At 70.0% G+C, this 22,642-nt stretch carries 21 protein-coding genes; 6 read left to right on the forward strand and 15 right to left on the reverse strand.

What is annotated here, in order from left to right; genetic code table 11:
• Positions 1–123: 123 nt before the first annotated feature.
• Positions 124–672 carry a YqgE/AlgH family protein gene (locus tag RIC11_RS00470; RefSeq protein ID WP_350207852.1) on the reverse strand — a complete coding sequence of 183 codons (549 nt, stop codon included), beginning with the start codon at positions 670–672 and terminating at the stop codon, positions 124–126.
• A gap of 96 nt (positions 673–768) precedes the next feature.
• Positions 769–2,304, reverse strand: coding sequence for an anthranilate synthase component I (gene trpE, locus RIC11_RS00475; protein WP_502879362.1), 1,536 nt, complete (start codon positions 2,302–2,304; stop codon positions 769–771).
• Positions 2,305–2,652: 348 nt separating this feature from the next.
• Here trpE and RIC11_RS00480 point away from each other — a divergent pair, with 348 nt between their 5' ends.
• From RIC11_RS00480 to RIC11_RS00490, 3 genes are all read left to right on the forward strand, one after another.
• Positions 2,653–3,156, forward strand: a complete 504-nt coding sequence (locus tag RIC11_RS00480; RefSeq protein WP_350207853.1) for a UvrB/UvrC motif-containing protein — start codon at positions 2,653–2,655, stop codon at positions 3,154–3,156.
• Between the two features lie 105 nt (positions 3,157–3,261).
• The gene (locus tag RIC11_RS00485; RefSeq protein ID WP_350207854.1) at positions 3,262–4,368 is read left to right on the forward strand and encodes a protein arginine kinase; all 1,107 of its coding nucleotides are present in this window, start codon (positions 3,262–3,264) and stop codon (positions 4,366–4,368) included.
• 24 nt (positions 4,369–4,392) lie between these two features.
• Positions 4,393–4,980, forward strand: a complete 588-nt coding sequence (locus RIC11_RS00490; RefSeq protein ID WP_350207855.1) for a DUF488 domain-containing protein — start codon at positions 4,393–4,395, stop codon at positions 4,978–4,980.
• Between the two features lie 47 nt (positions 4,981–5,027).
• Here RIC11_RS00490 and RIC11_RS00495 read toward each other — a convergent pair whose 3' ends face one another.
• Together RIC11_RS00495 and RIC11_RS00500 are read right to left on the reverse strand one after the other, a co-directional pair.
• On the reverse strand, positions 5,028–5,243 hold the full coding sequence (locus RIC11_RS00495) for a hypothetical protein (RefSeq protein WP_350207856.1): 216 nt from the start codon (positions 5,241–5,243) through the stop codon (positions 5,028–5,030).
• Positions 5,230–5,508 (reverse strand): BrnT family toxin, encoded by a 279-nt coding sequence (locus RIC11_RS00500; protein WP_350207857.1) that lies wholly within the window; start codon positions 5,506–5,508, stop codon positions 5,230–5,232. Before RIC11_RS00500 ends, RIC11_RS00495 begins: the two co-directional genes overlap by 14 nt.
• Before the next feature lie 116 nt (positions 5,509–5,624).
• Here RIC11_RS00500 and RIC11_RS00505 point away from each other — a divergent pair, with 116 nt between their 5' ends.
• Entirely contained in the window at positions 5,625–6,347 is a 723-nt protein-coding gene (locus tag RIC11_RS00505; protein ID WP_350207858.1) for a hypothetical protein, read from the forward strand.
• A 12-nt stretch (positions 6,348–6,359) separates the two neighbouring features.
• Here RIC11_RS00505 and RIC11_RS00510 read toward each other — a convergent pair whose 3' ends face one another.
• From RIC11_RS00510 to RIC11_RS00530, 5 genes are all read right to left on the reverse strand, one after another.
• Entirely contained in the window at positions 6,360–7,076 is a 717-nt protein-coding gene (locus RIC11_RS00510; protein WP_350207859.1) for a uracil-DNA glycosylase family protein, read from the reverse strand.
• Entirely contained in the window at positions 7,073–7,261 is a 189-nt protein-coding gene (locus tag RIC11_RS00515; RefSeq protein WP_350207860.1) for a DUF433 domain-containing protein, read from the reverse strand. The genes RIC11_RS00510 and RIC11_RS00515 overlap by 4 nt, the downstream gene beginning before the upstream one ends.
• 66 nt (positions 7,262–7,327) lie before the next feature.
• Positions 7,328–8,131, reverse strand: coding sequence for a polyphosphate kinase 2 family protein (locus RIC11_RS00520; protein ID WP_350207861.1), 804 nt, complete (start codon positions 8,129–8,131; stop codon positions 7,328–7,330).
• A 112-nt stretch (positions 8,132–8,243) separates the two neighbouring features.
• Entirely contained in the window at positions 8,244–8,423 is a 180-nt protein-coding gene (locus RIC11_RS00525; protein ID WP_350207862.1) for a CPXCG motif-containing cysteine-rich protein, read from the reverse strand.
• A 103-nt stretch (positions 8,424–8,526) separates the two neighbouring features.
• Positions 8,527–9,948, reverse strand: a complete 1,422-nt coding sequence (locus RIC11_RS00530) for an RtcB family protein (protein WP_350207863.1) — start codon at positions 9,946–9,948, stop codon at positions 8,527–8,529.
• Between the two features lie 932 nt (positions 9,949–10,880).
• Between RIC11_RS00530 and RIC11_RS00535 the strand changes: the two genes are divergently transcribed.
• Together RIC11_RS00535 and RIC11_RS00540 are read left to right on the forward strand one after the other, a co-directional pair.
• Positions 10,881–11,312 (forward strand): hypothetical protein, encoded by a 432-nt coding sequence (locus tag RIC11_RS00535; protein WP_350207864.1) that lies wholly within the window; start codon positions 10,881–10,883, stop codon positions 11,310–11,312.
• Positions 11,313–11,407: 95 nt separating this feature from the next.
• Complete coding sequence (locus RIC11_RS00540) at positions 11,408–14,263, forward strand: secretin N-terminal domain-containing protein (RefSeq protein WP_350207865.1); 2,856 nt, start codon at positions 11,408–11,410, stop codon at positions 14,261–14,263.
• On the opposite strand, the gene RIC11_RS00545 is transcribed toward RIC11_RS00540, so the two are convergent.
• The 6 genes from RIC11_RS00545 to RIC11_RS00570 all read right to left on the reverse strand — a co-directional run bounded on the left by RIC11_RS00545 (position 14,260) and on the right by RIC11_RS00570 (position 22,513).
• The gene (locus RIC11_RS00545; RefSeq protein WP_350207866.1) at positions 14,260–14,682 is read right to left on the reverse strand and encodes an arsenate reductase ArsC; all 423 of its coding nucleotides are present in this window, start codon (positions 14,680–14,682) and stop codon (positions 14,260–14,262) included. The genes RIC11_RS00540 and RIC11_RS00545 overlap by 4 nt on opposite strands.
• Positions 14,683–14,725: 43 nt before the next feature.
• Positions 14,726–15,412: an MIP/aquaporin family protein gene (locus RIC11_RS00550; RefSeq protein ID WP_350207867.1), complete on the reverse strand. Its 687-nt coding sequence runs from the start codon at positions 15,410–15,412 to the stop codon at positions 14,726–14,728.
• A 100-nt stretch (positions 15,413–15,512) separates the two neighbouring features.
• The gene (locus RIC11_RS00555; protein WP_350207868.1) at positions 15,513–19,178 is read right to left on the reverse strand and encodes a cytochrome c biogenesis protein; all 3,666 of its coding nucleotides are present in this window, start codon (positions 19,176–19,178) and stop codon (positions 15,513–15,515) included.
• A gap of 41 nt (positions 19,179–19,219) precedes the next feature.
• The gene (locus RIC11_RS00560) at positions 19,220–20,293 is read right to left on the reverse strand and encodes a hypothetical protein (RefSeq protein WP_350207869.1); all 1,074 of its coding nucleotides are present in this window, start codon (positions 20,291–20,293) and stop codon (positions 19,220–19,222) included.
• A gap of 176 nt (positions 20,294–20,469) precedes the next feature.
• The gene (locus tag RIC11_RS00565; protein WP_350207870.1) at positions 20,470–21,813 is read right to left on the reverse strand and encodes a helix-turn-helix domain-containing protein; all 1,344 of its coding nucleotides are present in this window, start codon (positions 21,811–21,813) and stop codon (positions 20,470–20,472) included.
• A 97-nt stretch (positions 21,814–21,910) separates the two neighbouring features.
• Positions 21,911–22,513 carry a flagellar biosynthesis protein FlhF gene (locus tag RIC11_RS00570; protein WP_350207871.1) on the reverse strand — a complete coding sequence of 201 codons (603 nt, stop codon included), beginning with the start codon at positions 22,511–22,513 and terminating at the stop codon, positions 21,911–21,913.
• Positions 22,514–22,642: the final 129 nt, after the last annotated feature.

Genomic DNA, 22,642 nt, shown 5'->3' on the forward strand with positions numbered 1-22,642 from the left:
AAACCAGAGCCCTTGGGCTTCACAGGCCGGGGAGTTGCGAGCCGAATCCGGCGTGCCGCAACTCCCCGGGCTCACGCCGCGGGGCTCCCTGGTCGCGCGGGGCGGGCCGGGCCGCGCGGCGGGTCAGTTCAGCGACGGGTCGTTCGGCAGGCGGTCGGGGTCGAGGCCCGGGACCATCACGGCCAGCGCGATGCGGCTGGTGACCTCGCGCCAGACCGTCGTGGGGTCGGCGAACACGTCGTCCGAATGGGCGGGCGTGGTGAGCCAGCTCCCTTCGTTGAGCTCGCCCTCGAGCTGCCCACCGCCCCACCCGCTGTTTCCGCTGTACAAGCGGAACGGGTGCTTTGTCTGCCGCACGAGGGGGTCGACGGTCGCGCGTTGCATCGACAGGTACAGGCCGGGCAAGACCTGCTTCTCGCTGAGCTCCTCCGACGTGTGCAACGCGATCAGCGGGCCCTGCACGGGGCCGCCGTAGTTGAGCGGTTGTTGGCAGTCGCAGGGGTCGAATTCGACGGCCTCCCACACCTGCTCGACGGTGCGCTCCGTCGGCCGATTGAGCACCACGCCGAGCGCGCCGTTCTCGTTGTGCTCGAGCAGCAGCACCACGGACTGGCGGAAGTTCGGGTCGCGCAGCTTACGCGAGGCGACAAGCAGTTGGCCGGAGAGAGGCAAGGACAGGTGGCGAATTGAGGGGTGATAGGGGGGTAGGTGGGCAGGCCCTATGTTCCCGCATTCCCCGCTAGGCATCTATCCCCTGCTGCCTGCTGCCTATCGCCCGTCACCTGCGAGCCGCTGCCGCGTCAGCTCGATCGCTTTGAGCAGGCCGCGGGCTTTGTTGAGGGTTTCTTGGTGCTCGCTGGCGGGCACGCTGTCGGCCACGATCCCCGCGCCGGCCTGCACGTAGGCCTTCCCGCCGGCGACGACGATCGTGCGCAGCGCGATGCAGGTGTCCATGTCGCCGGCGAAGTCGAGGTAGCCCACGGCGCCGGCGTAGGGGCCGCGGCGGTGGGGCTCGAGCTCGTCGATGATCTGCATGGCGCGGACCTTCGGCGCGCCGGACACGGTGCCGGCGGGCAGGCACGCGGCGAGCGCGTCGAACGCGTCGCGGTCGTCGGTCAGGCGGCCGGTCACGTTCGACGTGATGTGCATCACGTGGCTGTAGCGTTCGATGACCATCACGTCGGACAGCTCGACCGACCCGTACCGCGCCACGCGGCCCACGTCGTTGCGGCCCAGGTCGACGAGCATCACGTGCTCGGCCCGTTCCTTCGGGTCGGCGAGCAGCTCTTCGGCCAGGCGGCGGTCCTCCTCCTCGGTCGCGCCCCGCGGCCGGGTGCCCGCCAGCGGCCGCACCGTCACCTGGCCGTCGACCACGCGGACCATGATCTCCGGCGAGCTGCCCACGAGCGTGCACGACGGGGTGCGTACGTAGAACATGAACGGGCTGGGGTTCACCACCCGCAGCGTCCGGTAGAGCTCGAACGGGTCGTCGGCGTACGGCGTGGCGAGCCGCTGGCTGAGCACCACCTGGAAGATGTCGCCCGCGCGGATGTACTCGACGCACTTCTGGACCGCGGCCTCGAACGCCTCCTTGGTGAAGTTCGACTGGAACGACAGCGACACGCCGCCGGAGGTGTCGATGTCGGCGGGCGCCAGCTCTCGGGAGGGGGTGGCCACGCGGTCGACGAGCTCGTCGACACGACGCTGCGCGTCGAGGTAAGCGCGCTCGCGGTCGGCGCCGCAGGACACGTCGGCCAGCACGATGACGGTGAGCGTCTTGTCGACGTTGTCGAACACCAGCAAGTGGTCGAAAAAGCCGAACGCCAGGTCGGGCAGGCGCCGGTCGTTCTGCGGCGCGTCGGGCAGGCGCTCGACGTACCGCACCGTGTCGTAGCCGGCGTAGCCGATCGCTCCGCCGACGAACGGCGGCAGGCCGTCGGGCTTGGCGACCCGCACGCTGCCGACTTCTTCGCGGAGCGTCTGGAGCGGGTTGGCGGCGGTGAAGGTCTCGCGCCGCGGCTCGCCCCCATCGAAATGGGTGCGGGTGACCGACTCGCCGTCGGCTTCGAGCAGCAGGTACGGGTCGGTCGCTAGGAAGCTGTAGCGGCCGACTTTCTCGCCGCCGATGACGCTCTCGAACAAGCAAGCGACCGCCCCCTCGCCCGCCGACTCCAGGCGGTGGAACGCCGAAACCGGCGTGAGCGCGTCGCTCACCAGCCGACGCCACACCGGCACGCGGTCTGCTTCCTCGGCCAACCGAACGAACTCCTCGAGCGTAGGACGGTGAGCGGTCCGGTCGGCCACGAGAACAAACTCCTAAGGAAGGTCCGGCGTACAGATGGGTTGCGGCTTGCTAGATGGGGCGAATCGGTCGCGGCGAATCCGACGCGGCTAGCGTCGCTGGAACCGCGCGCCCGGGCGCCCAAGTGATCGCCAGACAGCCACCCGCCGCGTGCGGTTCGCTTGGCGGGGTCACTCTAGCACCCGGCGCCGTGGGCTTACAGCGCCGCCGTCGGCCCGCCCCCGCCGGCTTGTATCCCGTTCCGACGCAAAGGTTTACGCTACGAAAGGGGCGGGCCTCATCGCCTTGCCCAGCCCCACCACGCCCGATAGACTCCTGACGCCCGCCAAGCGGCCGAAGAGGAACCCCCGATGAAGTGCCAGAAGTGCGAAAAACCGGCGACCTTCCACATCACCGACCTGGTGGACGGGGAGCCGAAAGAGGTCCACCTGTGCGAGCTCTGCGCGAAGGAGTTCCTGTCGCCGATCGCCGACGAGGCGGACTCCGTTGTCCCCGAGATGGCGGGGCTGCTGGCGCAGCAACTCACGATCGGGCAGACGGCCGAGCAGCTAGCCGAGCTCGACCAGCGGGTCTGTCCCGTGTGCGGGATCAGCTTCCTGGAGTTCCGCAAGCAAGGCCGGCTGGGCTGCCCGCACGACTACGTGCACTTCGCCAAGGAGCTGGAGCCGCTGCTGGTCAACATCCACGGCGAGACGCAGCACGTCGGCAAGACGCCCCGCCACGGCGGCGAGGGCGCCGAGCAACAGACGCAGCTCATCCGCCTGCGCCGCGAAATGAAAGAAGCGGTCGCCGGCGAAGACTACGAGCGGGCGTCGGTGCTGAGGGACGAGATCCGCGGCATCGAGCAGAGTTGAGAGGCGGCGCTAGGCGCGCGGCGCTAGGCGCTAGTTTGTCGTCGATAAGGCTTTGAACTCACAAAACTAGCGCCTAGCAACCAGCGCCTAGCGCCTCCCCCCCAAATGTCCCTCGACCTCGCACTGATGGCCCGCGACTGCGGCGAGTGGCTCCGCGCCTCGGGGCCGGAGTCGGACATCGTCATCAGCAGCCGCGTCCGCTTGGCGCGCAACCTGACCGACTTCCCGTTCATCTCCCGCGCGAGCGAGAGCGACCGCGAGCAGATCGAGCAGATCCTCCACGCGCGGATCGACGCGTTGCAGTCGGCCGGCAAGCTGCCCGACGCGGCCCCCGGCGCCGAGCTGCACTACATCGACGTGAGCCACCTCGACGAGGTCGACCGCCTGTTCCTCGTCGAGCGGCAGCTGATCAGCCGCGAGCACGCCGAGGCCGAGGGCGCCCGCGCGGTCGTGATCGACGGCGGCGAGCGGTTCAGCGTGATGATCAACGAGGAGGACCACCTGCGGATCCAGGTGATGCACTCCGGGCTCGACCTGAACCGGGCGTGGGAAGAGATCAACCAGATCGACGACCTGCTCGAAGAGCAGGTCACCTACGCGTACAACGACCGCCTGGGCTACCTGACCGCTTGCCCCACGAACGTCGGCACGGGGATCCGCGTGAGCGTGATGCTCCACCTGCCCGCGCTGGTGATCACGCGGCAGATCGACAAGGTCTTCCGCAGCCTGCAGAAGATCAACCTCGCCGTGCGGGGCCTGTACGGCGAGGGCTCGCAAGCGATGGGCGACTTCTATCAGATCAGCAACCAGGTCACCCTCGGCATGACCGAGGAGGACCTCCTCGCCAAGGTGGCCGACGTGGTCCCCGTGCTGCTGGAGTACGAGCGTCAGGCGCGCACGTTCTTGATCCGCGAGAGCCAAGAGACGCTCCACGACCGGGTGAGCCGCGCGTTCGGCATCCTCCGCACCGCGCAGACGATCTCGAGCGAGGAGACCCTGCACCTGCTCTCGAGCGTGCGGATGGGGATCAACCTGGGCCTCATCGGCGACGTCGAGATCCCGACCGTCAACAAGCTGTTCGTGCACACCCAGCCGGCCCACCTGCAGAAGCTGGCCGGCATGGAGCTCGACCAGTCCGACCGCAACATCGAGCGCGCCAGCTACCTGCGGCGCCACCTCAACGGCGGCAAGACCGAGCCGGGCGCGAACTGACTCTGGCGGACCGCGGGGCGCGCCGTGTCGCGTGAGATCTTCACCGTCGGCTACTCCACGCACGAGTGGCCCGGCTTCCTCGCGTTGCTCCAACGCGCCGGCGTGACCGCCGTGGCCGACGTGCGGTCGCACCCCGCCGCGCGGCTGCCGCAGTACCGGCAAGAGACCCTCGCGCCGGCCCTACGCGACGCGGGGATCGCGTACGTGTTCCTCGGCGAGGAGCTGGGCGCGCGGCGCGTGGAGCCGGAGTGCTACATCGACGGCCGCGCCGATTACGACCGGATCGCCCGCTTGCCGGCGTTCCGCGAAGGGATCGCCCGCCTGCAGCGCGGCGCCGAGCTCCACACGATCACGCTATTGTGCGCCGAGCGCGAGCCGCTCGACTGCCACCGCGGCGTGCTCGTCAGCCGCGTGCTCAGCCAGGCAGGCTGGCGCGTGCGGCACCTGCTGGCGGACGGCACGGTCGAAGAGCACGCCCAGACCGAGCGGCGGCTCGTCGAGTGGATGGGCGTCGACCCGCTGCTCGACGCGGCCGCCGATCCGGGGGAGTTGCTGCGGCGGGCTTACTTCGAACGCGCGCTGGAGGTGGCGTATCGGCCGCCGGGCGTTTAAGCGAGCGGCTCGTCGCAGCGTCAGGAGCGGATCCAGGCGGTGCGGGGCTATCCGCTCGCCTCGGTGGGCGCCGTTTCGGTCGCTGCTTTACGCAACGCTTCGTTGATGGCTTCCGGAGTGCCGAAGTGCGCCATCAAGTCGGGATCGATCAGCACAAAGTTCGTGCCTCGCCGGTAGGCCGCGGCGTACTTCCCGCGAACCGGCTTCGCGTCGGGGCCGAAGTCGTAATGGTCGCGCATTTCGCCGGGATCAGGGTCGTTCATCGGTGTACCTCGCCGTCTCGCGTCGATTGGCTTTCCGGGCCCCGATCAAGCGAGTCGCCCCCGCACGGTCGGTGTGCCACACCACAATCAGTCTACCATGGTTGGAAAGCCCCATGGTGATGTAGCGATCTTCCCCAGCGGAGTGGTCCGGGTCGAAGATCGTCGATCCTCCGAAGTCCGCGAAAACGGTCACCGCCTCCTCGAAGCTCACTCCGTGTTTGACGAGGTTTGCCGCGGCCTTCTTCGCGTCCCACTCAAAGTTCATCCGAGGTTCTCACGCCGGAGTGGGAAAAGTGATCACCGAGCTGGTCTTGTCGATGGGCTAGCGATCCCGCCCTTACCAGGAGTGTCCAGCCCGACTCGCGTACAGGTTACCTCCGCATGCCCAATCACAAAAAGGCGAGTGAGCAGCTGCCCCCCTTCATCCAACGCGACGGGGACCGCTATCGGTTTCAATGGCGGACTGCGGCATTACTGGTAGTCATCCTTTGCGTGGGGACCAGCGCATGGGTGGCGGCCGCTGTAACGTTCGGCCTCATGCCGTCCTTCCCGTTCGGCGTGCTGGCAGCTTTGCACGCCTTGTGGGTGGCAGGGTTCCTCGCATACGGCGTCAATCAGGAACGCCGGTATAACGCCGGCCTCCCGTCACAGTCGAGCCGCGGTTTCGGGCTGCTCGAAGCCTTGATCCTGTTGACTGGCGTCGCGGTTGCGCTGGGACTACTGAGCTACGACCATCGGCGACAGCTAACCGTCGAAGCTCGTCTGGAATCGTTGGAACTCAGAGCCGCCGAAGTGCTAGGTCCCGATGGAGGCATTTATCAAGAACCTAACGGCGCGCATGTGTTTATCGACGACCGAACCTTCAATGACGAAAGACTCGCGAGATTCACGGCGATGGCCCGCGAAGCCGGCCTCCTCAAGTACTTCGCCGCCCTGACCTTCGGCTCCCGTCCCAAGAATCTTGATACGCCCGCGAAATGGCCCGGCGTTACGGAGGACTCATTGACCGTTCTCAGCCAGTGGCCTGCGTTGGAGGTGGTGCGGGCAGATGGAACCGCCCTCGCTCCAGAGAAGCTGCAAGCTTGGGATGACGACGCACGATAAACCTGCTGAGCATCACCACACACCCGCCGCCTCTAGCTGCCCCGTCGCCGCCTCCGCCCAGCCGCGGTTCGCCGCCGGGCTGGCCGGGCTCGGGTGCAGCACGGTCGTGACGCGCACGCGCTCGCCGGCCACGCGGTCGAGGCAATTCTCGGCGTACTTGCCCACGCCGACCGCCCACTCGGGGCGGAGCCGCTCGAGCAGCTCGGCCAGGTGCGCTTCGCACGCGGCGGCGAGCGGCTCGCGCTCCGCCGCGGGCAGCTTGTCGGGCGTGTGGTTTTTGCCCGACTCGGTCATGAAGACCAGCGGGCAGTAGTTCGCGACGAAGTGCTCGCGGAAGAACGCGTCGGCCGAGCCGAAGCGCCCAGCGAACAGCCCCCACAGCCGCCGGCCCGAGACCTCGCTCCGCCGGCAAGCGAAGCCCTCGACCGGCCGCTTCGGGTGCTCGTTCTTCGGCTTGCTGACCGGCGCGTCGACGCCGATCCAGTCGCGCGCGGCGGCCACCTCGCCGAACGGCACGCCGGTCTGGGCCATGCCCCAGGGGCCGGGGTTCATCCCCAGGAAGACCACCCGCTTCCGCCCGGCGCCCGCCTTGCGCAGGTAGGCCTCGTGCGGCGCCCACGCATAAACCAGCGGGTTGTAGACGTGCGTCACCGGCGGGGCGAAGCGCAGCCGCGCGACGCGGCGCCGGAGCGTCTGGGCGTTCTCGATAAGAGCGTCGACCTGACTCACAGCGGACCGAATAGCACCGCGAGCACCTGCTCACGGGTCACCGTCGGGTAGCCGTCGAGAAAGTCGTCGATCGTGTCGCCCGCCTTGAGGCAATCAACGAATGCCTGCAGGGGCACACGCGTGCCGCGGAACACGATCGCTCCGCTCATCGTGTCGGGCGACGACGAAAGGGGGCCGGGGGGCATGCCCCAAGTCTACAAAGGCGCGCCGGTCGCCGGCAACTCATAGCCCGCGCTGCGTGCCCGCCCTCCTCACTCCACGACGACCCCGTCGAGGCCCTCCTCGGCCGCGGGGATTTGCGGGTTCATCTTCTCGAGCGTGTCGCGGAGCAGCTCGCTCACGATCAGGTTGCGGTACCACTTGCGGTCCGAGGGGATCACCTGCCAGGGAGCGTGCCCGGTGTTGCAGTTGGCCAGCGCGTCCTCGTAGGCGGCTTGGTAGTCGTCCCACAGCTCCCTCTCGGCGAGGTCGGCCCGGCTGAACTTCCACCGCTTGTGCGGCTTGTCCAGCCGCGCCTGCAACCGCTCGCGTTGCTCGTCCTTGCTGATGTGGAGGAAGCACTTCAGCAGCACGACGCCCCCCTCGGTCAGCAGCTTCTCGAAGTCGTTGATCCGGTCGTACCGCTTCCGCCACTGCTCCTCGGGGACGAGGTTGTGCACACGCACGACGAGCACGTCCTCGTAGTGGCTGCGGTTGAAGATGCCGATGTTGCCGCGGCGCGGCACGGCGCGGTGGATCCGCCAGAGGAAGTCGTGGTCGAGCTCCTCGTGGCTCGGCTGCTTGAACGGCGTGATCTGGAAGCTCTGGGGGTTGATGCCGGTCATCACCGTGCGGATCGTGCCGTCCTTGCCGGCGGTGTCCATCCCTTGCAGCACCAGCAGCAACGCGCGGCGGTTCTCCGCGTAGAGCTGGTAGGCCAGGTCGCGCGACCGCTCGGTGTTCTCCTCGATCCGCTCCTTGGCCTTCTGCTTGTCCCAGTCGCCTCGGACGTGTCGCGGGTCGACGCCCTTCAGGTCGAGCCGCGTGCCGGGAGCGAAGGTGATGGGGTGGGGCATGGGCAAAGTGGCCGGGGAGAAGGATCCGGTGGTAGGTAGAGCGTCGCTCGCCCATGATGACTGCCACGCCAGGGGCCTGCCACCTGCGGCCTACCCCCGGCCACCCGCGGCCTCATTCCAATTCCCCCCAGGCGTGCGCTTCGCCGTCTGGGTCGATCTCGACTCGGATCACGTTCGCGCGGCAGCACACGGGGCAGTCTTCGACATACTGCTGGCTCGCGCCGGCCGAGAGGTCGATCGGCACGACGATCTCCTCGCCGCACTCGCCGCAGGTGTAGGAGGCTTCGTGCATGCTAGAAGGTAGAGGGCAGTAGGCAGAGGGCAGCAGGCAGGCCTGCTAAACGGTGGGGCTATTTGAGCAAATCTGCCTACTGCCCTCTGCCCTCTGCCTACTCCTAATCCTCCGCTCGGCTGCCGTCGCCGCACATGCGGACTAGCCGGGGGTCGAACCGTGCGACGACGTCGACCAGGTCGGCCTGGGCGCCCATGACCGCGTCGATGTCTTTGTACACGCCGGGGACCTCGTCGGCGCCGGCCGCGAGGACCTCGACGCCCTGCCCCGCTAGCCGCTTCTTCTCGGCGCCGAAGCGGAACGTGTCGCGCGCCTGACGCCGGCTCATCCGCCGCCCCGCGCCGTGCGACGCGGAGTTCAGGCTCCCCGGGTTCCCCTTGCCGCGGACCACGTAAGCGGGCGAGGCCATCGAGCCGGGGATCACGCCGAGTTCCCCCGCGGCGGCCGGCGTGGCGCCCTTGCGGTGGACGACCACCTCCTTGCCGCCGTGGAACTCCTTCCACGCGAAGTTGTGGTGGTTCTCGACCCCCGCCACCACGTGGGCGCCGAGGAGCTTTGTCACCAGGCGGTGGATCACCGCGTGGTTGGCCGAGGCGTACTCGCCCATCAGGTTCATCGCGGCCCAGTACGCTTGGCCCTCCTCGCTGTCGAGCGGCAGCCACGCCAGGCGGCCCAGCTCCGCGTGCCGCTTGGGCAGCAGGCGCTGCGCGATCTGGCTGTACGTGCTGCACACCGCCGCTCCGGCGCCGCGGCTGCCGCTGTGACTCAGCAGCGCGAGGTAGCGGCCCGCGTCGAGGCCGAGCTCTTCGTCGCGCTCGTCGAGGGTGAGCTCGCCGAACTCGACGAAGTGGTTGCCCGAGCCGCTGGTGCCGAGTTGCTTCCAAGCGGTGTCCTTCTTCTCGCGCGTGACGCGCGAAACGCCCCAGTCGCGATCGAGCACCTCGTGCTGCTGCCGCGGCGAGTGCTCGACGCCCACTCCGAAGCGTGTGCCCCCCTCGAGCGCTTCCTTCAGAGCGTTGCGGCGCGTGTCGATCGACTCGGGCGGCAGGTCGAGCACCGACAGCTTCATGCGGCACGCGATGTCGACGCCCACCGCGTACGGGATCACCGCGTTCTCGCAAGCCAGCACGCCGCCGATCGGCAGGCCGTAACCCACGTGCGCGTCGGGCATCAACGCGGCGCCCACGGCCAAGGGCACGCGGCACGCCTGACGCATCTGCGCGTGGGCGCCCGGGTCGATCGCGTCGTCGGGCGAGGGGGCCTCCCACGACTGGTACGCGATCGGCTCGCGGCGCGGCGGGTCGGGCGCGGCGGCGTCGTCTTCGAGGGCTTGGGCGAAGGGGGCCCACACGGGGTCGCCCTTGTGCTCGGCGGGCGAGCGCAGCACGGCGGCGATGGCTTCCTTGGCGCGCTTGCCCTTCAACCCAAACCCGGTCCCCTGCTCCGACGCGGTCGACAAGCAGCGGATCGCGGCGGGCACACAGACCGGAGGCACGCCGAGCTTCTCGAGTTGCTTGCGGTTCATCGGCGGGATCCTCTCTCGCTGCGGGGTGCGGCTTTCACGTGCCGCACGGGACCACGGCGGCCGGCGAAAAGTTCGAGAAAAACCCGTGCCAGAGCAGAACCAAGGGGCCGCTGGGTGAGTCTAAACAGTTAGGAATCGGCCATTTCCCGGGACAAATCTCCGCTGCACCGTTCCGGGCCGCCGATTAAACTAACGGAGTCGAGGTCGCGCTAACGCGGCGCGACGGACGAACCGGTCCCGTGGGGGTGTCTCTGGCATTCTCGCCCCACGCGTCCAGCACTTAATACGAAGGAGGTGGTACTTTGACCGACTGTTGTAAGCGTAGCCAGCCAGGTGGTCTGGCTTGACGACGACCGGCGGGTCGCCGTGAGCGACCACCACCTGCTTCGACCAGCGCCGCCGCGTTCTGTAGCCGGCTGTATGCCGACGGCGTAGCGAGCGGGGTCTAAGCACTGACAACGACACCCGGCCCCGCCCTCGTGGCGGGGCCGGGCTTTTTTTTGTCCATCCGGGTTTTCCGTGAGTGCAGTTCCCTCGGCTCGGGCTCGACAAGAGGAGGCCGCCCCGCCCGTTTCCGCCGTCGCGTCGATCCCATCGGAGGGCGAGGACCGACGCGACGGCGAAAACGGGAGGGGATCACCAAGCTGTAGTACTTTGGGGCGTGATTCTGGATCGATAGGTCTCGCTCGAGCCCCGTCGTCGTCGCCCTCGCGTCGGCCGTCACCCCTGGGCCGCGGTCGATGCGAGGGCGATGGCGTCGGGGCGACCCCCCGCTCGTTGTTGTCCGAGTTGAGGTCCAAATACGCGTTTGTCCGAGGTTTCTTACGGAGAACCCGGAAGGACCTTTTCTTGCCCAGCGAACGCGTGCGGACCCGACTCGCCGTCCCGTCGGCCGCTCCCCCGCGGTCGCGGCTGGGCGTACACTCGCGGCGATGCACGCCGACCCTCCACCCGAACCGAACCCCGACGACCCGCTCGAACAACAGCAGTGGCTCGTCGAGTCGTCGCTGCCGTTGGTGTTCGCGACCTACGACGAAGCGATCGCCGACGGGCTGCCGCACCCGGTGGTGGTGCTCGTCGATTGCGAAGACGAGCTCGGCTCACAGATCGCCCGGGGATGGCTCGGCGACGACACGGTCGACGACGCTATCGCCGACCAGCCCGCCGAGTCGGACGACGGCCAGCCGCTAACCACCGTGTTCGCGCGGGCGGTCGCGTGGAGCGAAATGGCGGGCCTCGCGGAGGCCTTCCCCTACTTGTCGGGGGCCCTCGCCGAGGGCCCGCCGCGGGGGGGCGTGATGGTCGTGGGGGTTACGGCCGGCGGCGCCTCGGCGCTGACGGCGCCGTGGGACGCCCGCCCCTGAAGCAGCCGATTCGCCCCGCGAGAGTTGGGCTTCGGGCCGCCGGGCTTGTACAGTGGGGAAACGCTCGCCCGCAGAATCCCCGCCGAGGCTCGTCGATGCCGCCGAAGCATCTGAATACTCCGCTGCTGCTGTCGCTGGTCGTGTCTGTTGCGGCCGCCACGGCAAACCGCCCCGTGCTCGCCGACGCGCCGGCCGTGGGCGCGCTCGCGCAGTTCGAGGGCCGCGGCCCGCGCGGTCGCCCCGGCGGCTCTCCGCCGGGGCAGGAGGCCAAGCCCGAGGGCGAGAAGAAGGACGAGGAAAAGAAGGACGAGAAGGGCGACGAAAAGAAAGAAGAAGACAGCGAGAAGAAAGACGGCGACGACAAGCCCGAAGCGCCGAAGCCGGTCACCCGCCCCAACGAGCCCCCCAAGCCGCCCGACCCGCGCGAGCTAGAAGCCAAACCCGACGAGAGCGGCCGCGTGTCGTTCTCGTTCAACGGCCAGCCGTGGGCCGACGTGCTGCAGTGGCTCGCCGCGGTGAGCGACCTGAGCCTCGACTGGCGGGAGCTGCCCGGCGACTACCTCAACCTCACCACCCAACGCGCGTACCCCCTGCCCGAGGCGCGCGACCTGATCAACCGCCACCTGCAAGCGCGGGGCTACGCGCTGCTGCTCTCCGGCGAGGTGCTCAGCGTGGTGAAGCTCTCGGAGCTCGAGCCGAGCCTCGTGCCGCGTGTCGACGAGGAGGAGCTGTACGACCGCCAGCCGCACGACATCGTCAAGCTCTCGCTCGAGCTGCCGCCCGGCCTCGAGGCGAGCAAGGCGGTCGAGGACCTCAAGCAAGCGATGGGCCCCCACGCGAAGGCGCTGCCGCTCGCGGCGACCAAGCGGGTCTTGCTGATCGACAACGTCGCCAACCTGCGGATGGTCAGCGCGCTGCTCAACTCGGAGCGGGTGGCCGCCGAGGGCCGCGAGGTGCCGCGCGAGTTCTTCCTCGAGTACGTGCAGGCGTCGGAGGTGATCGACATCCTGTACGTGGTGCTCGGCCTCGACCCGAACAGCCGCCCCAGCCAGATGGAGCTGCGGATGCAGCAGCAGAAGCTGGAGCTGATGCAGCAGATGGCGCAGCGCGGGCAGGACGTCGCGAAGCTGCTGCAGAAGGAGGGCCCGCCGGTCTACCTGGCCTACAACCGCCAACGCAACAGCGTGCTAGCCAACGCGCCGCCCGCCGAGATGCGGGTCATCGCGCGCGCCATCGAAGCGCTCGACGTGCCCTCGACCGAGGCGCCCACCGCCGGCGACCCCGGCGACCGCACGCTCGAGCAGTACCGCCTGAAGACCATCGCCCCGCAAGCGGTGATCGACACGCTCAACGAGATCGGCAACCTCAGCCCCCGCGCCGAGCTGCGTGGCGACGCCGACTCCAAGACGCTCTTCGCCCGCGCGTCGCAGCGCGACCACACGAAGATCGGCGAGCTGATCGAGCAGCTCGACGGCGCCGAAACGGTCGTCGAGGTGTTCTGGCTCCGCCGCCTGCCGGCCGAAGCGGTCGCCGGATCGATCCAGGCGCTGATCATCGAGAAGCCGAAGGAGGACGACGACGACGATATGCCGTGGTACTACAGCTACCGACGGAACCGCGACAGCGACGAGGAAGAGCCCGACACGATCCTGCGGGTCGACGCCGACATCGAGAACAACCGCCTGATCGCGCGCGGCACGCCGCGGCAGATGGAAGAGATCCGCGACCTTCTGACGAAGCTGGGTGAGCCGCCGCTGCAGGAATACGAGAACCGCAACATGCGCGTGTTCGACGCGCTCGGGCCCGAGGAGACAGCCCGGCTGTTGCGGCAGATCGAGTCGGCGTGGCCGGCCATCGGCGGCGAGACCGAGCTCGTGCTGCCGCCCGACGCGCAGGAAGACGAACCCAAGGCGACCGACGACTCCGCCGAAGAAGACGCCAAAACCGAACCGCGCACCACCGCGCAGCGCCCGCCCAACCGCTTCCGGTTGCTCAACGTGAGCGACGGCGGCGCCGACGAGGAGGCCGAACCCGCCGCCAAAGCGACCAAGCCGAAGGCCACCGTGCAGCTCGACTCTTCGGGCCGGATCGTCGTCGCGTCGGACGACCCCGCCACGCTGGCCCGATTGGAGAGCCTCGTCGAGCAGCTCGCCCCCGCGCCGGACCGCTACCGGGTGTTCCCGGTGAAGAACCGCAACCCGGAGGACATCGTCGACAGCCTCGAGACGTACTTCAGCGACTTCCTCGCCGAAGAGGAAGACGATTTCAGCCGATACCTGAGTCGACGGTTCGGTGACGACGACGAGCCCGTCAAGCTTTCGCGACGCCAGCCGCTGCGGTTCCTGGCCGACGACTGGAGCAGCACGATCCTGGTCGCCAACGCCACGCCCGATCAGCTCGCCGAGATCGGCCGGTTGATCGATGCGTGGGACCGCCAGCCGATCGACGACCGCGTCGTCGTGCGACGCACGCGCACGATCGCGCTGGAGTACGCGAAGGCGTCGACCGTGGTCGCCGCCGTGAAGGAGGTCTACCGCGAGATGCTCAGCCGCGGAGACAAGGAGTTCGACACGCCGGAGAACAAGGGGCGTAGCTCCCTCACGCGGTACCTCACGCAGCTCGACACCCGCGACGGCGCGTCGGAGCCCGCGTTCATCGGGTTCGACGGGCTGCTGTCGCTCGGCGCCGACGACGAGGCGAACGTCGTCATCGTGTCGGCCCGCGACGAGGTCTTCCAGAGCGTGGTGGAAACCATCCGCGAGATCGACCAGCAGGCCAAGCCGACCACGACCGTGCGCGTGGTGCCGATGGAAGGGGGCCTCGCGACCGGCGAGCTACGCAACGCGCTGCTCAGCGCGCTGTCCGCACAGGGCGCGGCGGTTTCCACGTCGAGCAACGACGGCGACCGCGACCGACGCCGCGACCGACGCCGCCGTGGCCGGGGCCGCTAGGCGCCGCGTTGACCTGCCAAGAAAGCGGCGATCTTCGCGCGGATCTCGTCGCGTACCCGGCGGAACTCGCCCATCTGCGCGGCCTCGTCGCCGCTGGCATAGTACGGGTCGTCGAACGGCCAATGAAGCGTCTCGGCCGCGTTGGGGAACACGGGGCACGCGTCGCGGGCGTTGTCGCACACGGTCACGGCCAGGTCGAACCGCTCGCTGGCGAACTCGTCGACCGACTTGCTCTGGTTCGCCGAGATGTCCAGCCCCAGCTCGTCCATCGCCCGGATCGCCAGTGGGTTCACGTACCCCGCCGGCCGCGAACCGGCCGACACGGCCTCCCACTGCCCCTTGCCGAGGTCGTTCCAGAGGCCCTCGGCCATCTGGGAGCGGCACGAGTTGCCGGTGCAGAGGATGAGAACGCGTTTCATTAGGGAGGGCGGAGGTGATGGGGGTAGGGCGGCGGGACGCAGCTCACGCTTCCGGCGCGGAGGCGATCAGCTCTTCTTGGCTGTGGTCGACGCCGCGGCGGAGGTAGTTGCTCACGGCCACCGCCAGCAACGCGCCGCCGACGGGGCCGACCACGTACAGCCACATGGGGCCCATGTCGCCGCCCACCAACGCGGGGCCGAGGGAGCGGGCCGGGTTCATCGACGCGCCGCAGACCGGCGCGCCGCAGAAGACCGCGAAGGAGACCGTTCCGCCGATCACCAAGCCGGCGAGCACGGTCTCGGGCTTGCCGGGCGCGGTCACGCCGAGCACGACGAACATCAGGAAGAACGTGAGCACGACCTCCATCACCAGCGACCGCCACAGCGGCCCCACCGGCAAGGTGGGGCCGAGCGATTCGGCGTCGGGGAACATCGCCCACAACAGCGCGCTCGCGGCCACGGCGCCCAGGCACTGGGCGGCCACGTACGGCGCCACGTCGCGCGCGGCGAAGCGGCCCGTGGCCCAGATCGCCACGGTCACCGCCGGGTTGATGTGCGCGCCGGACACGTCGCCGATGGTGTAGACCATCGCGGCCACCACCAGACCAAACGCGAGCGACACCCCGACCAGCCCCACCGCGCCGCCGGAGAACCCGTCGGCCACGACCGCGCCGGTCCCGGCGAACACCAGGGCGAACGTGCCGATCGCTTCGGCGGCGTAGCGTCTCATAGGGGGGGGCCGGGAGCGGCTTGGCGGGGAAGAGGCACAGCAACAGGGCTGGCACTCTAGCCGAACCGGCCACGGCCGGGGAGGACCCGCGGCCGGGGCCTCACGCGGAACGGGTCGCGGCGGCCGCCGACGCGGTCGCGCCGAGCAGGATCAGCACCGCTTGGCTGGCGGCGAATCCCAGCAGCCACAGCGCGGTGCTGCTCTCCGAGGCGCCGTACGCGTGCAGCCCCACGCCCAGCTCGTTCACGCCGAACCAGCTCCAAGTGGTGACGATGTTGCCGCCGACGGCGAGTGTGGCCAGGCCGGTCGGGCCGACCATCTTGCCCCACCGCGCGTGCAGCACCAACGCGTTCCACAGCACGATGATCAGCGCGCCGTTCTCCTTCGGGTCCCAGCCCCAGAAGCGGCCCCACGAGTCGTCGGCCCACAGCCCGCCGAGCACCGTGCCCACGAAGCTGAACAACAGCGCGAAGCAGAGCACGCCGTAAATCATGCCAGACACCTGCCGCGCGCCGCGCGCGTCGACCGCGCCGGCGAAGCCCAGCGCCTTGGGCAGCGCCGCGGCGAACAGGTAGGCGACGCCGAACGCGCCGGCCAGGTAGGTCGCCGCGTAGCCGAGCGTGACGGTGACCACGTGGGTCGCGAGCCAGAACTGCGTGTCGAGCACGGCTTGGAGCACGGTGAACGTGTCGCTGTCGAGCGACAGGTAGTGGGCCACGATCAGCGTGGCGAAGCCGAGGGCCGAAGCGACCGCGCTGCCGATCCCCAGGCGGTACACGGCCTCGTAGGCCACGCCCAGCAGCACCACCGCCCAGCCGATGAAGACCGCCGACGAGTAGAGGTTGGTGACCGGCGGCCGGCCGGAGATATAGACCCGCGCCGCGAGCGCGAGCGTGTGCACGACGAGCGTCACGACGATCACCGCCGTGGCGCTGCGGGCCAGGCACCGCGGCGCCACGCGCCCTAGCGGCAGCCAGCTCGCGGCGGCGAGCACGAACGCGACCACGTACATCGCCGCGCAGTAGTAGAACGGCGTGAAGCGGTTGAGCCAGGTCTCGAAGCGCACCTTGCCCGACGAGAGCCGCTCCGAGAGGGCCAGCTCGGCCGCGGCTTCCGGGTTGGCTGCCAGGGCGCGCTCGTGGTCGCTCGCGGCGCGTTCGATCTCGTCGAGGGACTCCGCCAGCGCGGCGTCGTCCCCGCCGGCGTAGGCAGCCAGCGCACCCGACCAGGCGGCCACGATCGGCGAGCGGTCCTTGCCCTGGATCACCCGGGCCAGGTCGTTGAGGCTCGCCTCGAAGAGCGTGCGCCACGCGCCGCCGACTTCCGACGGCGGCGCGACGGCCGGCGCTCCCGTGCGGCGGAGTCGGTCTACCTGTGCCGTGGCCTGGAGCAGCTCCTCGCGGAGGCCTTCTTCGGTGCGGCTAGAGAACCGCGGCTCGCCGAACGCGCCGACCACCTTGTGGAACAGGGTCAGCTTGTCGGCCAGCTGCAGTGTTTTCTCTTGCACGATGCCCAAGGGCTCGGCCGACTCGCCCCGCTCGCCGGCCGCCTCGATTGCGCGGGCCTGAGCGACGGCCGTGTCGACTTGCTGGCCCAGGCGCTCGCCCTCGGCCATGACCTCTTGGTAGCTGTAGCGGTACGAGCCCGGCCGCGGCGGCAGGCCGAGCAGGTCGAGCAGCTCGACGTTCTCGATCCGGAACACGCGGTGGGCGTCCCAGCCGTCGCGCTGCGACACGCTGTCCAGCAGCCACTCGGCGGCGGGCGTGGGCTCGGCGTCCTCGCCGGCCGGCTTGACTTCTTGTAGCCCGCTGAGCGCCTGAAGCGTGGTCCGCGCGAGGGTGTCGATCGGCTTGACCCGGCCCCCTTCGGCGACCGGCGCCGCGGCGAAGCGCGACACGGCGTCGGCCGCGTCGCCTGGGGCGCGGGCCTTGCTCGCGAAGTAGCCGGCCGCTACCAGCGCCGCCAACGCGGGCGCCCACACGGCCGGCCGCCGGAGGTTCGACACCGAAAGCCATTCGGCCGAGGCCTGTGGCTGGGCGGGCTGCGCGGCGTCGCGGGCGGCCTCGTCTTGGCGGCGGCGGACGAACCGGCCGAGCGTGATCGCGAAGTGGGCGACCAGGCCGAAGCCGACGAACACGCAGCTCACGTAGGGGATCATCCAGCCGCTGTTGGTGACCACCTGCAACACGGTCGTGGCCTCGGTGGCCTCGTCGTAGCTCGACTGGTAGAGCGTGTCGCCCGCGTACCGCAGCGGGTTGTTCATCCAGATGCTGACCGGCCGCCGCACGCCCCGCGACGGGTCGCTGAGGACCACGTCGGACTGGAAGTTCTTCGGGATGCTGGTGCCCGCGTAGCGGTCGAAGGTGAAGTCCTCCAGCGTGATCGCGTAGTCCTTGTAGAGCCGCTTGAAACGCAGGTCGATCTGGCGGGGCTGGCCGCCGACGTCGACCGGTTGCGGCGTGAGGCCGCGCTGCACCATCGGGCCCGCCTGCCAGGTCGACGCCGACACGAGCCACACGCCGAGCGAATCGCCGGAATCCTTCTCGAGCAGCTCGACGTACGCCGACGGCCGATTGACCCCGCCGCCGGTGGACACGCCATCGACCGAGCGCTGCGGCAACGCGACACGCTCCAGCCCCGCGCCCTGGGTCGCCGGGTTGTCTTCGGCTTGCTCGGCCGGAAGGAGCGTCGAGTTCACGTCGAACCGCGCGACGCGCAGATCGAAGGGCAAGTCGGCGTGCGAGATCACGGCGCCCGACTCGGCGGCCGCGGCCAGCCGGGAGCCCGGCACGACGGTCACCCGTTCGGCGTCCCCCTCGTCGGTCACCACGGCCAGCTCGACGCGCCGGATGTCCTCCGCGAAGTTGACGGTGGCGCCCTCGGGGACCGTCATGACCCCTTCGACGGCGGACAGGTGGGTCACCAGCTCGCCGACCATCAACAGGGCGATCCCCGTGTGCAGCAGCACGATGCCGGCGCGCTGGCGGAAGACCATCCAGCAGCCCGCGAACGTCAGCACGGCCGCCGCGCCGCACTTGGTCAGCTGCCACACGATCCGCATGCCCGCATCGTCCGGCCCCACGCCCGGGTTCGCGTACAGGTAACCCGCCAAGCCCACCATCACGGCCGACACGCCCGTGGCGAGCCACCACTCGGGCGCGCGGAGGCGGTCGCGTCGCTGGACGCACAGCCACAGGGCCCACAGGGACCCGCCGGCCAGGGCCGCGCGGATCGCTTGCCACAGCCCGTCGCAGAACGCGGGGGAGAGCTGCCCTTTGAGCGACTGGTCCATCCCCTCGACGATCACCCACAGGGTCGCCGCGGCGCCGGCCGCCAGCACAGCGAGGCCCGCCGAAAGGCGGCGGCCCTTGGCGGCCACCTTGAAGCGGACCGCGTGGGCCGCCATCAGGTTGGCGAACATCGCCGAGCCGATTAGCAGCCCGCCCGGGAACCAGAACCCGCCGCTGACCGGCTGGGGCTCGCCCTTGGTGAACAACTCGACCAGGCGCTGCAGCGCTTGCAGCTCGACCCACGCGAACCAGACCCGGAAGTACGACTGCTCGACGACGAACCAGACGTCGTGGTCGACCTGGGCGAGCGTGCCGACGAAGACCAGGAAGATCGCCAACGCAAAGAGCACGACCGTCAACCGCAACGACGCCAGCCACCGCAGCACGGCGCCGGGCGCGGCCGGGTGGGGCTTGGGCGCCGGAGCGCGGGCGGCGTCGGCGGCGGGAGGAACGGGCTCGGCGATGGCGGAAGCCATATCGGACCCGCCGGCACGGTTCGGCCGGCGGCCTCGGAGGGTTATTCGAGCGACAGCGAAGCGAGCCAACCGCGGAACGCGTCGCGCTGCGCGTCGGCCTCGGCGGTCGGGCCGCGCAGCTTGAAGAACCACGCCTGGTCGCCGCGCACGGCCATCGCGGCGTGGGTGGTTTCTTCGGGGCCGGCTAGGTGGAAGTACGACCCTTCCGCGCCAAGCAGTTCGATCGACTCGGCCGAATCGGCGAGGTCTTGCTCGGTCGTGGGAGGCAGGCCGACTTCGCCGCGCCAACGGTTCACGTTCGGCAGCCGCTCGCCCATCGCGCCGCTAGCCGGGAAAGCAAACGCCGTTACCTCGGCGCCGCCGGACGTTTTGTACGAGGCCTTTCGCATCGCGGACCCGGGGGCGGCGGACCAGTCGTCGGGCGGGTCGCCGCGGAGCTCGGTCTGCTGCGGCGGCGCGGCGGGGGCCTGCGGTGCGGAAGGCGGCGCGGCCGCCGGGCCGGCGAACGGGGCCGCCATCGCGCCGGCCTCGAACCAGCCGCGCTCGTCGACCAAGACCGCCTTGCCGGCCACTTCGTCCAGCGGCTCGGTCGATTCGCCGAGACCCTCCGCCGAAACCGGCGGCAGCGAGAGCTGGCCACGCCAGCGGTTCACGTTGTCTAGCACTTGCGACGACCAGTCCCCCACGACAGGCAAACCGATGACGCTGATCTCGAGTTCACTGTCGCCGGCCGGGGCGTAGAGGGTCGCCAGACGCATGGCTCGCTCGTCGCCGGCCCGCCAGCCGTCGGGCAGGTCCCACGTCGGGCGGCCGTCCTCTAGCCGAACGCTCCGCAGCCAGCCCTTGAGCTCCTGGGCCGCTGCGTCGACTTGCTCGACCGGGCCGACCGCCTTGAAAAACCACGCCTGGTCGCTCCCCGGCACGATCGAGGCGATCATCCGGTGCGTCGGCTCGCCCGTGGGAGTCACTGGCGGGGCGCTCGGAGGGCCCGCCGGCGCGGCGGGCCGCGCCTTGGCGACGCGGTACGTCTGGATCGGCTCTTCGGGGCGGCAGCCGACCAGGCACGCACTCCCTACGAGCGTGGCGGCGGCGGCAACGACGAGGCGACTAGGCACGGCGGCGGGCGCTTGGAGGGTGCGGGCTCGGGGGAGCGGTCCGGCGAGCCCCCTATCCTACGACGCCCCCCGCGCGGCGGCCTACCCGACAAGCCTTGGGCCGCGACAGCTTGCCGCAGCGTCGCGTGTCGAGCGGCCCCGGCGCCCTCGCTCAGCCCGAGACCCGGCGCCCTCGCTCAGCCCGAGATCAGGCTGGCCAGGCTCTCCATCACGCTGCTGCTGAACGAGAACGGCTCCTCGTAGGTCCACATGCTCCGGAGCAGCTCCAGCGCGAGGAAACCGCAGAGCAGGCACGCCAGCAGGCTCGCGCAGAGGAACCCGAGGATCCAGCCTGGGAAGGTCGCTTCTTGGGACATGACCGGCGCCGTGGCGACGCCCGCCCCCTCCACGCCCAGCCCCGAGGGGCCACCCAGGCCGCCGGCGCCGAGGCCCTCGCCGAAGCCGTCTTCGTCGTCCTCGTCGATCGAGTCGAACGCGGGCAGGTCCTCTTCGCTCTCCTCCATGTCGTCGAGCGACACCACCTGCGAGCTGTCTTCCTCGTCGTCGCCGGCCTCGTCGGGCGTGAGCTGGAAGTCCTCGTTGCTGACGGCGCTGCCCCCCAGCCCCGACACGCCCGAGCCCGCCGCCGAGAGCGACGCCAAGTCGAGCGACGAGCCGATCGCCGAGCCGCTGAGGTCCGGCGGCACCTCGTCGAGGGAGAATCCGCTGTCGCTCGGCGCGAGGTTGACGCCGCTGTCGCCGGCGGCCGGGTCGGACCCGTCGGACCCGCCGAGGACGAGGTCGTCGTCGTCGTCGGCGGCCAAGTCGATGCCGGAGAAGCCGGCCATGCTGCCCGAGCCGGACTGCGACGCGTCGCTGCCGGCCAAGTCGAGCTCCAGGTCGTCGTCGTCGTCGTCGAGCTGCGGGTCGCTCTTGCCGGCAGCCGAGCCGGCCGGCGGCGCGGCGCCGGTGTCGAGCTCGAGCTCGCCGCTCTCGCCGGCCAGAGCCGGCGTCGACGACGCCGGGCCGCCCGATGGCGCCGGCGCGTCGTCCGAGCCGGACGCGAGCGCAAGGTCGCTCTCGAGCGACAGCTCGCTCTTGCCGATGATCGTGCTCTGAGGGCGCGGGGGGCCGACGTCCTCGTCGGTCAGGAGGATCGACTCGGCGTCGTCCCCCTCGCCGAGCGGCTCCACGCCCAGGCCGATGTCGTCGTCGTCGTCGCTGTCATCGACGGCTGCCTCGGCCGGCGTGTCCGCTCCTTTGTTCTCCGCCGGCGGCGGCTCGATCGGCGCGGGGCCGGGCGTGGGCGGGTCCTCCAGGCTCAGCTCGCCCGAGTCGAGCGACAGCGCGTCGTCCGACGGCGGCCCCTCGCCCGGCAAACCCTCCGCTTCGAGCTTCTCGATCTCCTCGGTGCGGAACTTCCAACTCGGCCCGTCGCGGTACGCGCGGAGGTCGCCCGCTTCGCGGAGCTGGTTGAGGCGCTCTTTCGGCACGCCCAGTTTGGCGGCCGCGTCGTCGAGGCTGATGAACTTCTGCGACATGCGTCAGGCTTTTTCGCTGGGGCGCTCGGCTCGCCATCCGCCGGCGTGGCGATGCCCAACGACCCCGGCAAGCCCGCCGGGCCAAAAGCCCGGCGGCTTACTGTCGGGCCTCGTCGAGCATCACCTGGATGTCTCGCGGCGCCGGATTGCTGCTGTTGTATTGCGGCAAACTAAGGTCCGCAGTGAGGTTACGGACGGACCTCAGCATAATCTCCCCGCTCTCCGCGTCGACTTGGTAAACCGCGAAGACTCGGCGGATCGGGTCAAAAACGAGGGCTAGGTGCTTCCCATTCCGATTTTCCAGGATTTTCCAATCGACCACGCCCGGCCCCGATGCGGGGCTCGTCGGTCGCGACCGTCCCACGGGCCACTCCGGCGCGGCCAGCTCTGGGCTGTCGGCCCCCGCCGGTGAGGCGGCCAAGCCGTCCGCCTTGGGCGGCGCCGCTTCTGCGTAAGCAGCCCTCGTGACCGGGTCCGGCGCCGGCGGGGCGGTGAACACACCGCTCGGACGGGTCCGGTCGTTCTCGCTCGGAGCGGCGTCGGTCTCGTCGTACGGGCGGGCGGCCTGCGGGTGGCTGGGCGTCTCCGCGGCTGTCCGCATCGGCGGCCAACGGAACTCTTGAGCCACCCCCTCCGGAGCGACCGCCACGCCCATCACGGTGATCAGCAATCCAAAAAGCCGGACGCAGCGGGTAGCCATCGGTCGCCTCCATGCGTGTGCGGACGGGAAAGCCGAAGAGTCCTGCCGGCTCGCCCCCGATTCTACGCGTCGGCCGCGTCGCCTACCAACCGCAGACCGGCAACCGCAGACCGCCCCGGGTGGACCGCC

The sequence above is a fragment of the Botrimarina sp. genome (assembly GCF_040219535.1).
Taxonomy (GTDB): Bacteria; Planctomycetota; Planctomycetia; order Pirellulales; family Lacipirellulaceae; genus Botrimarina.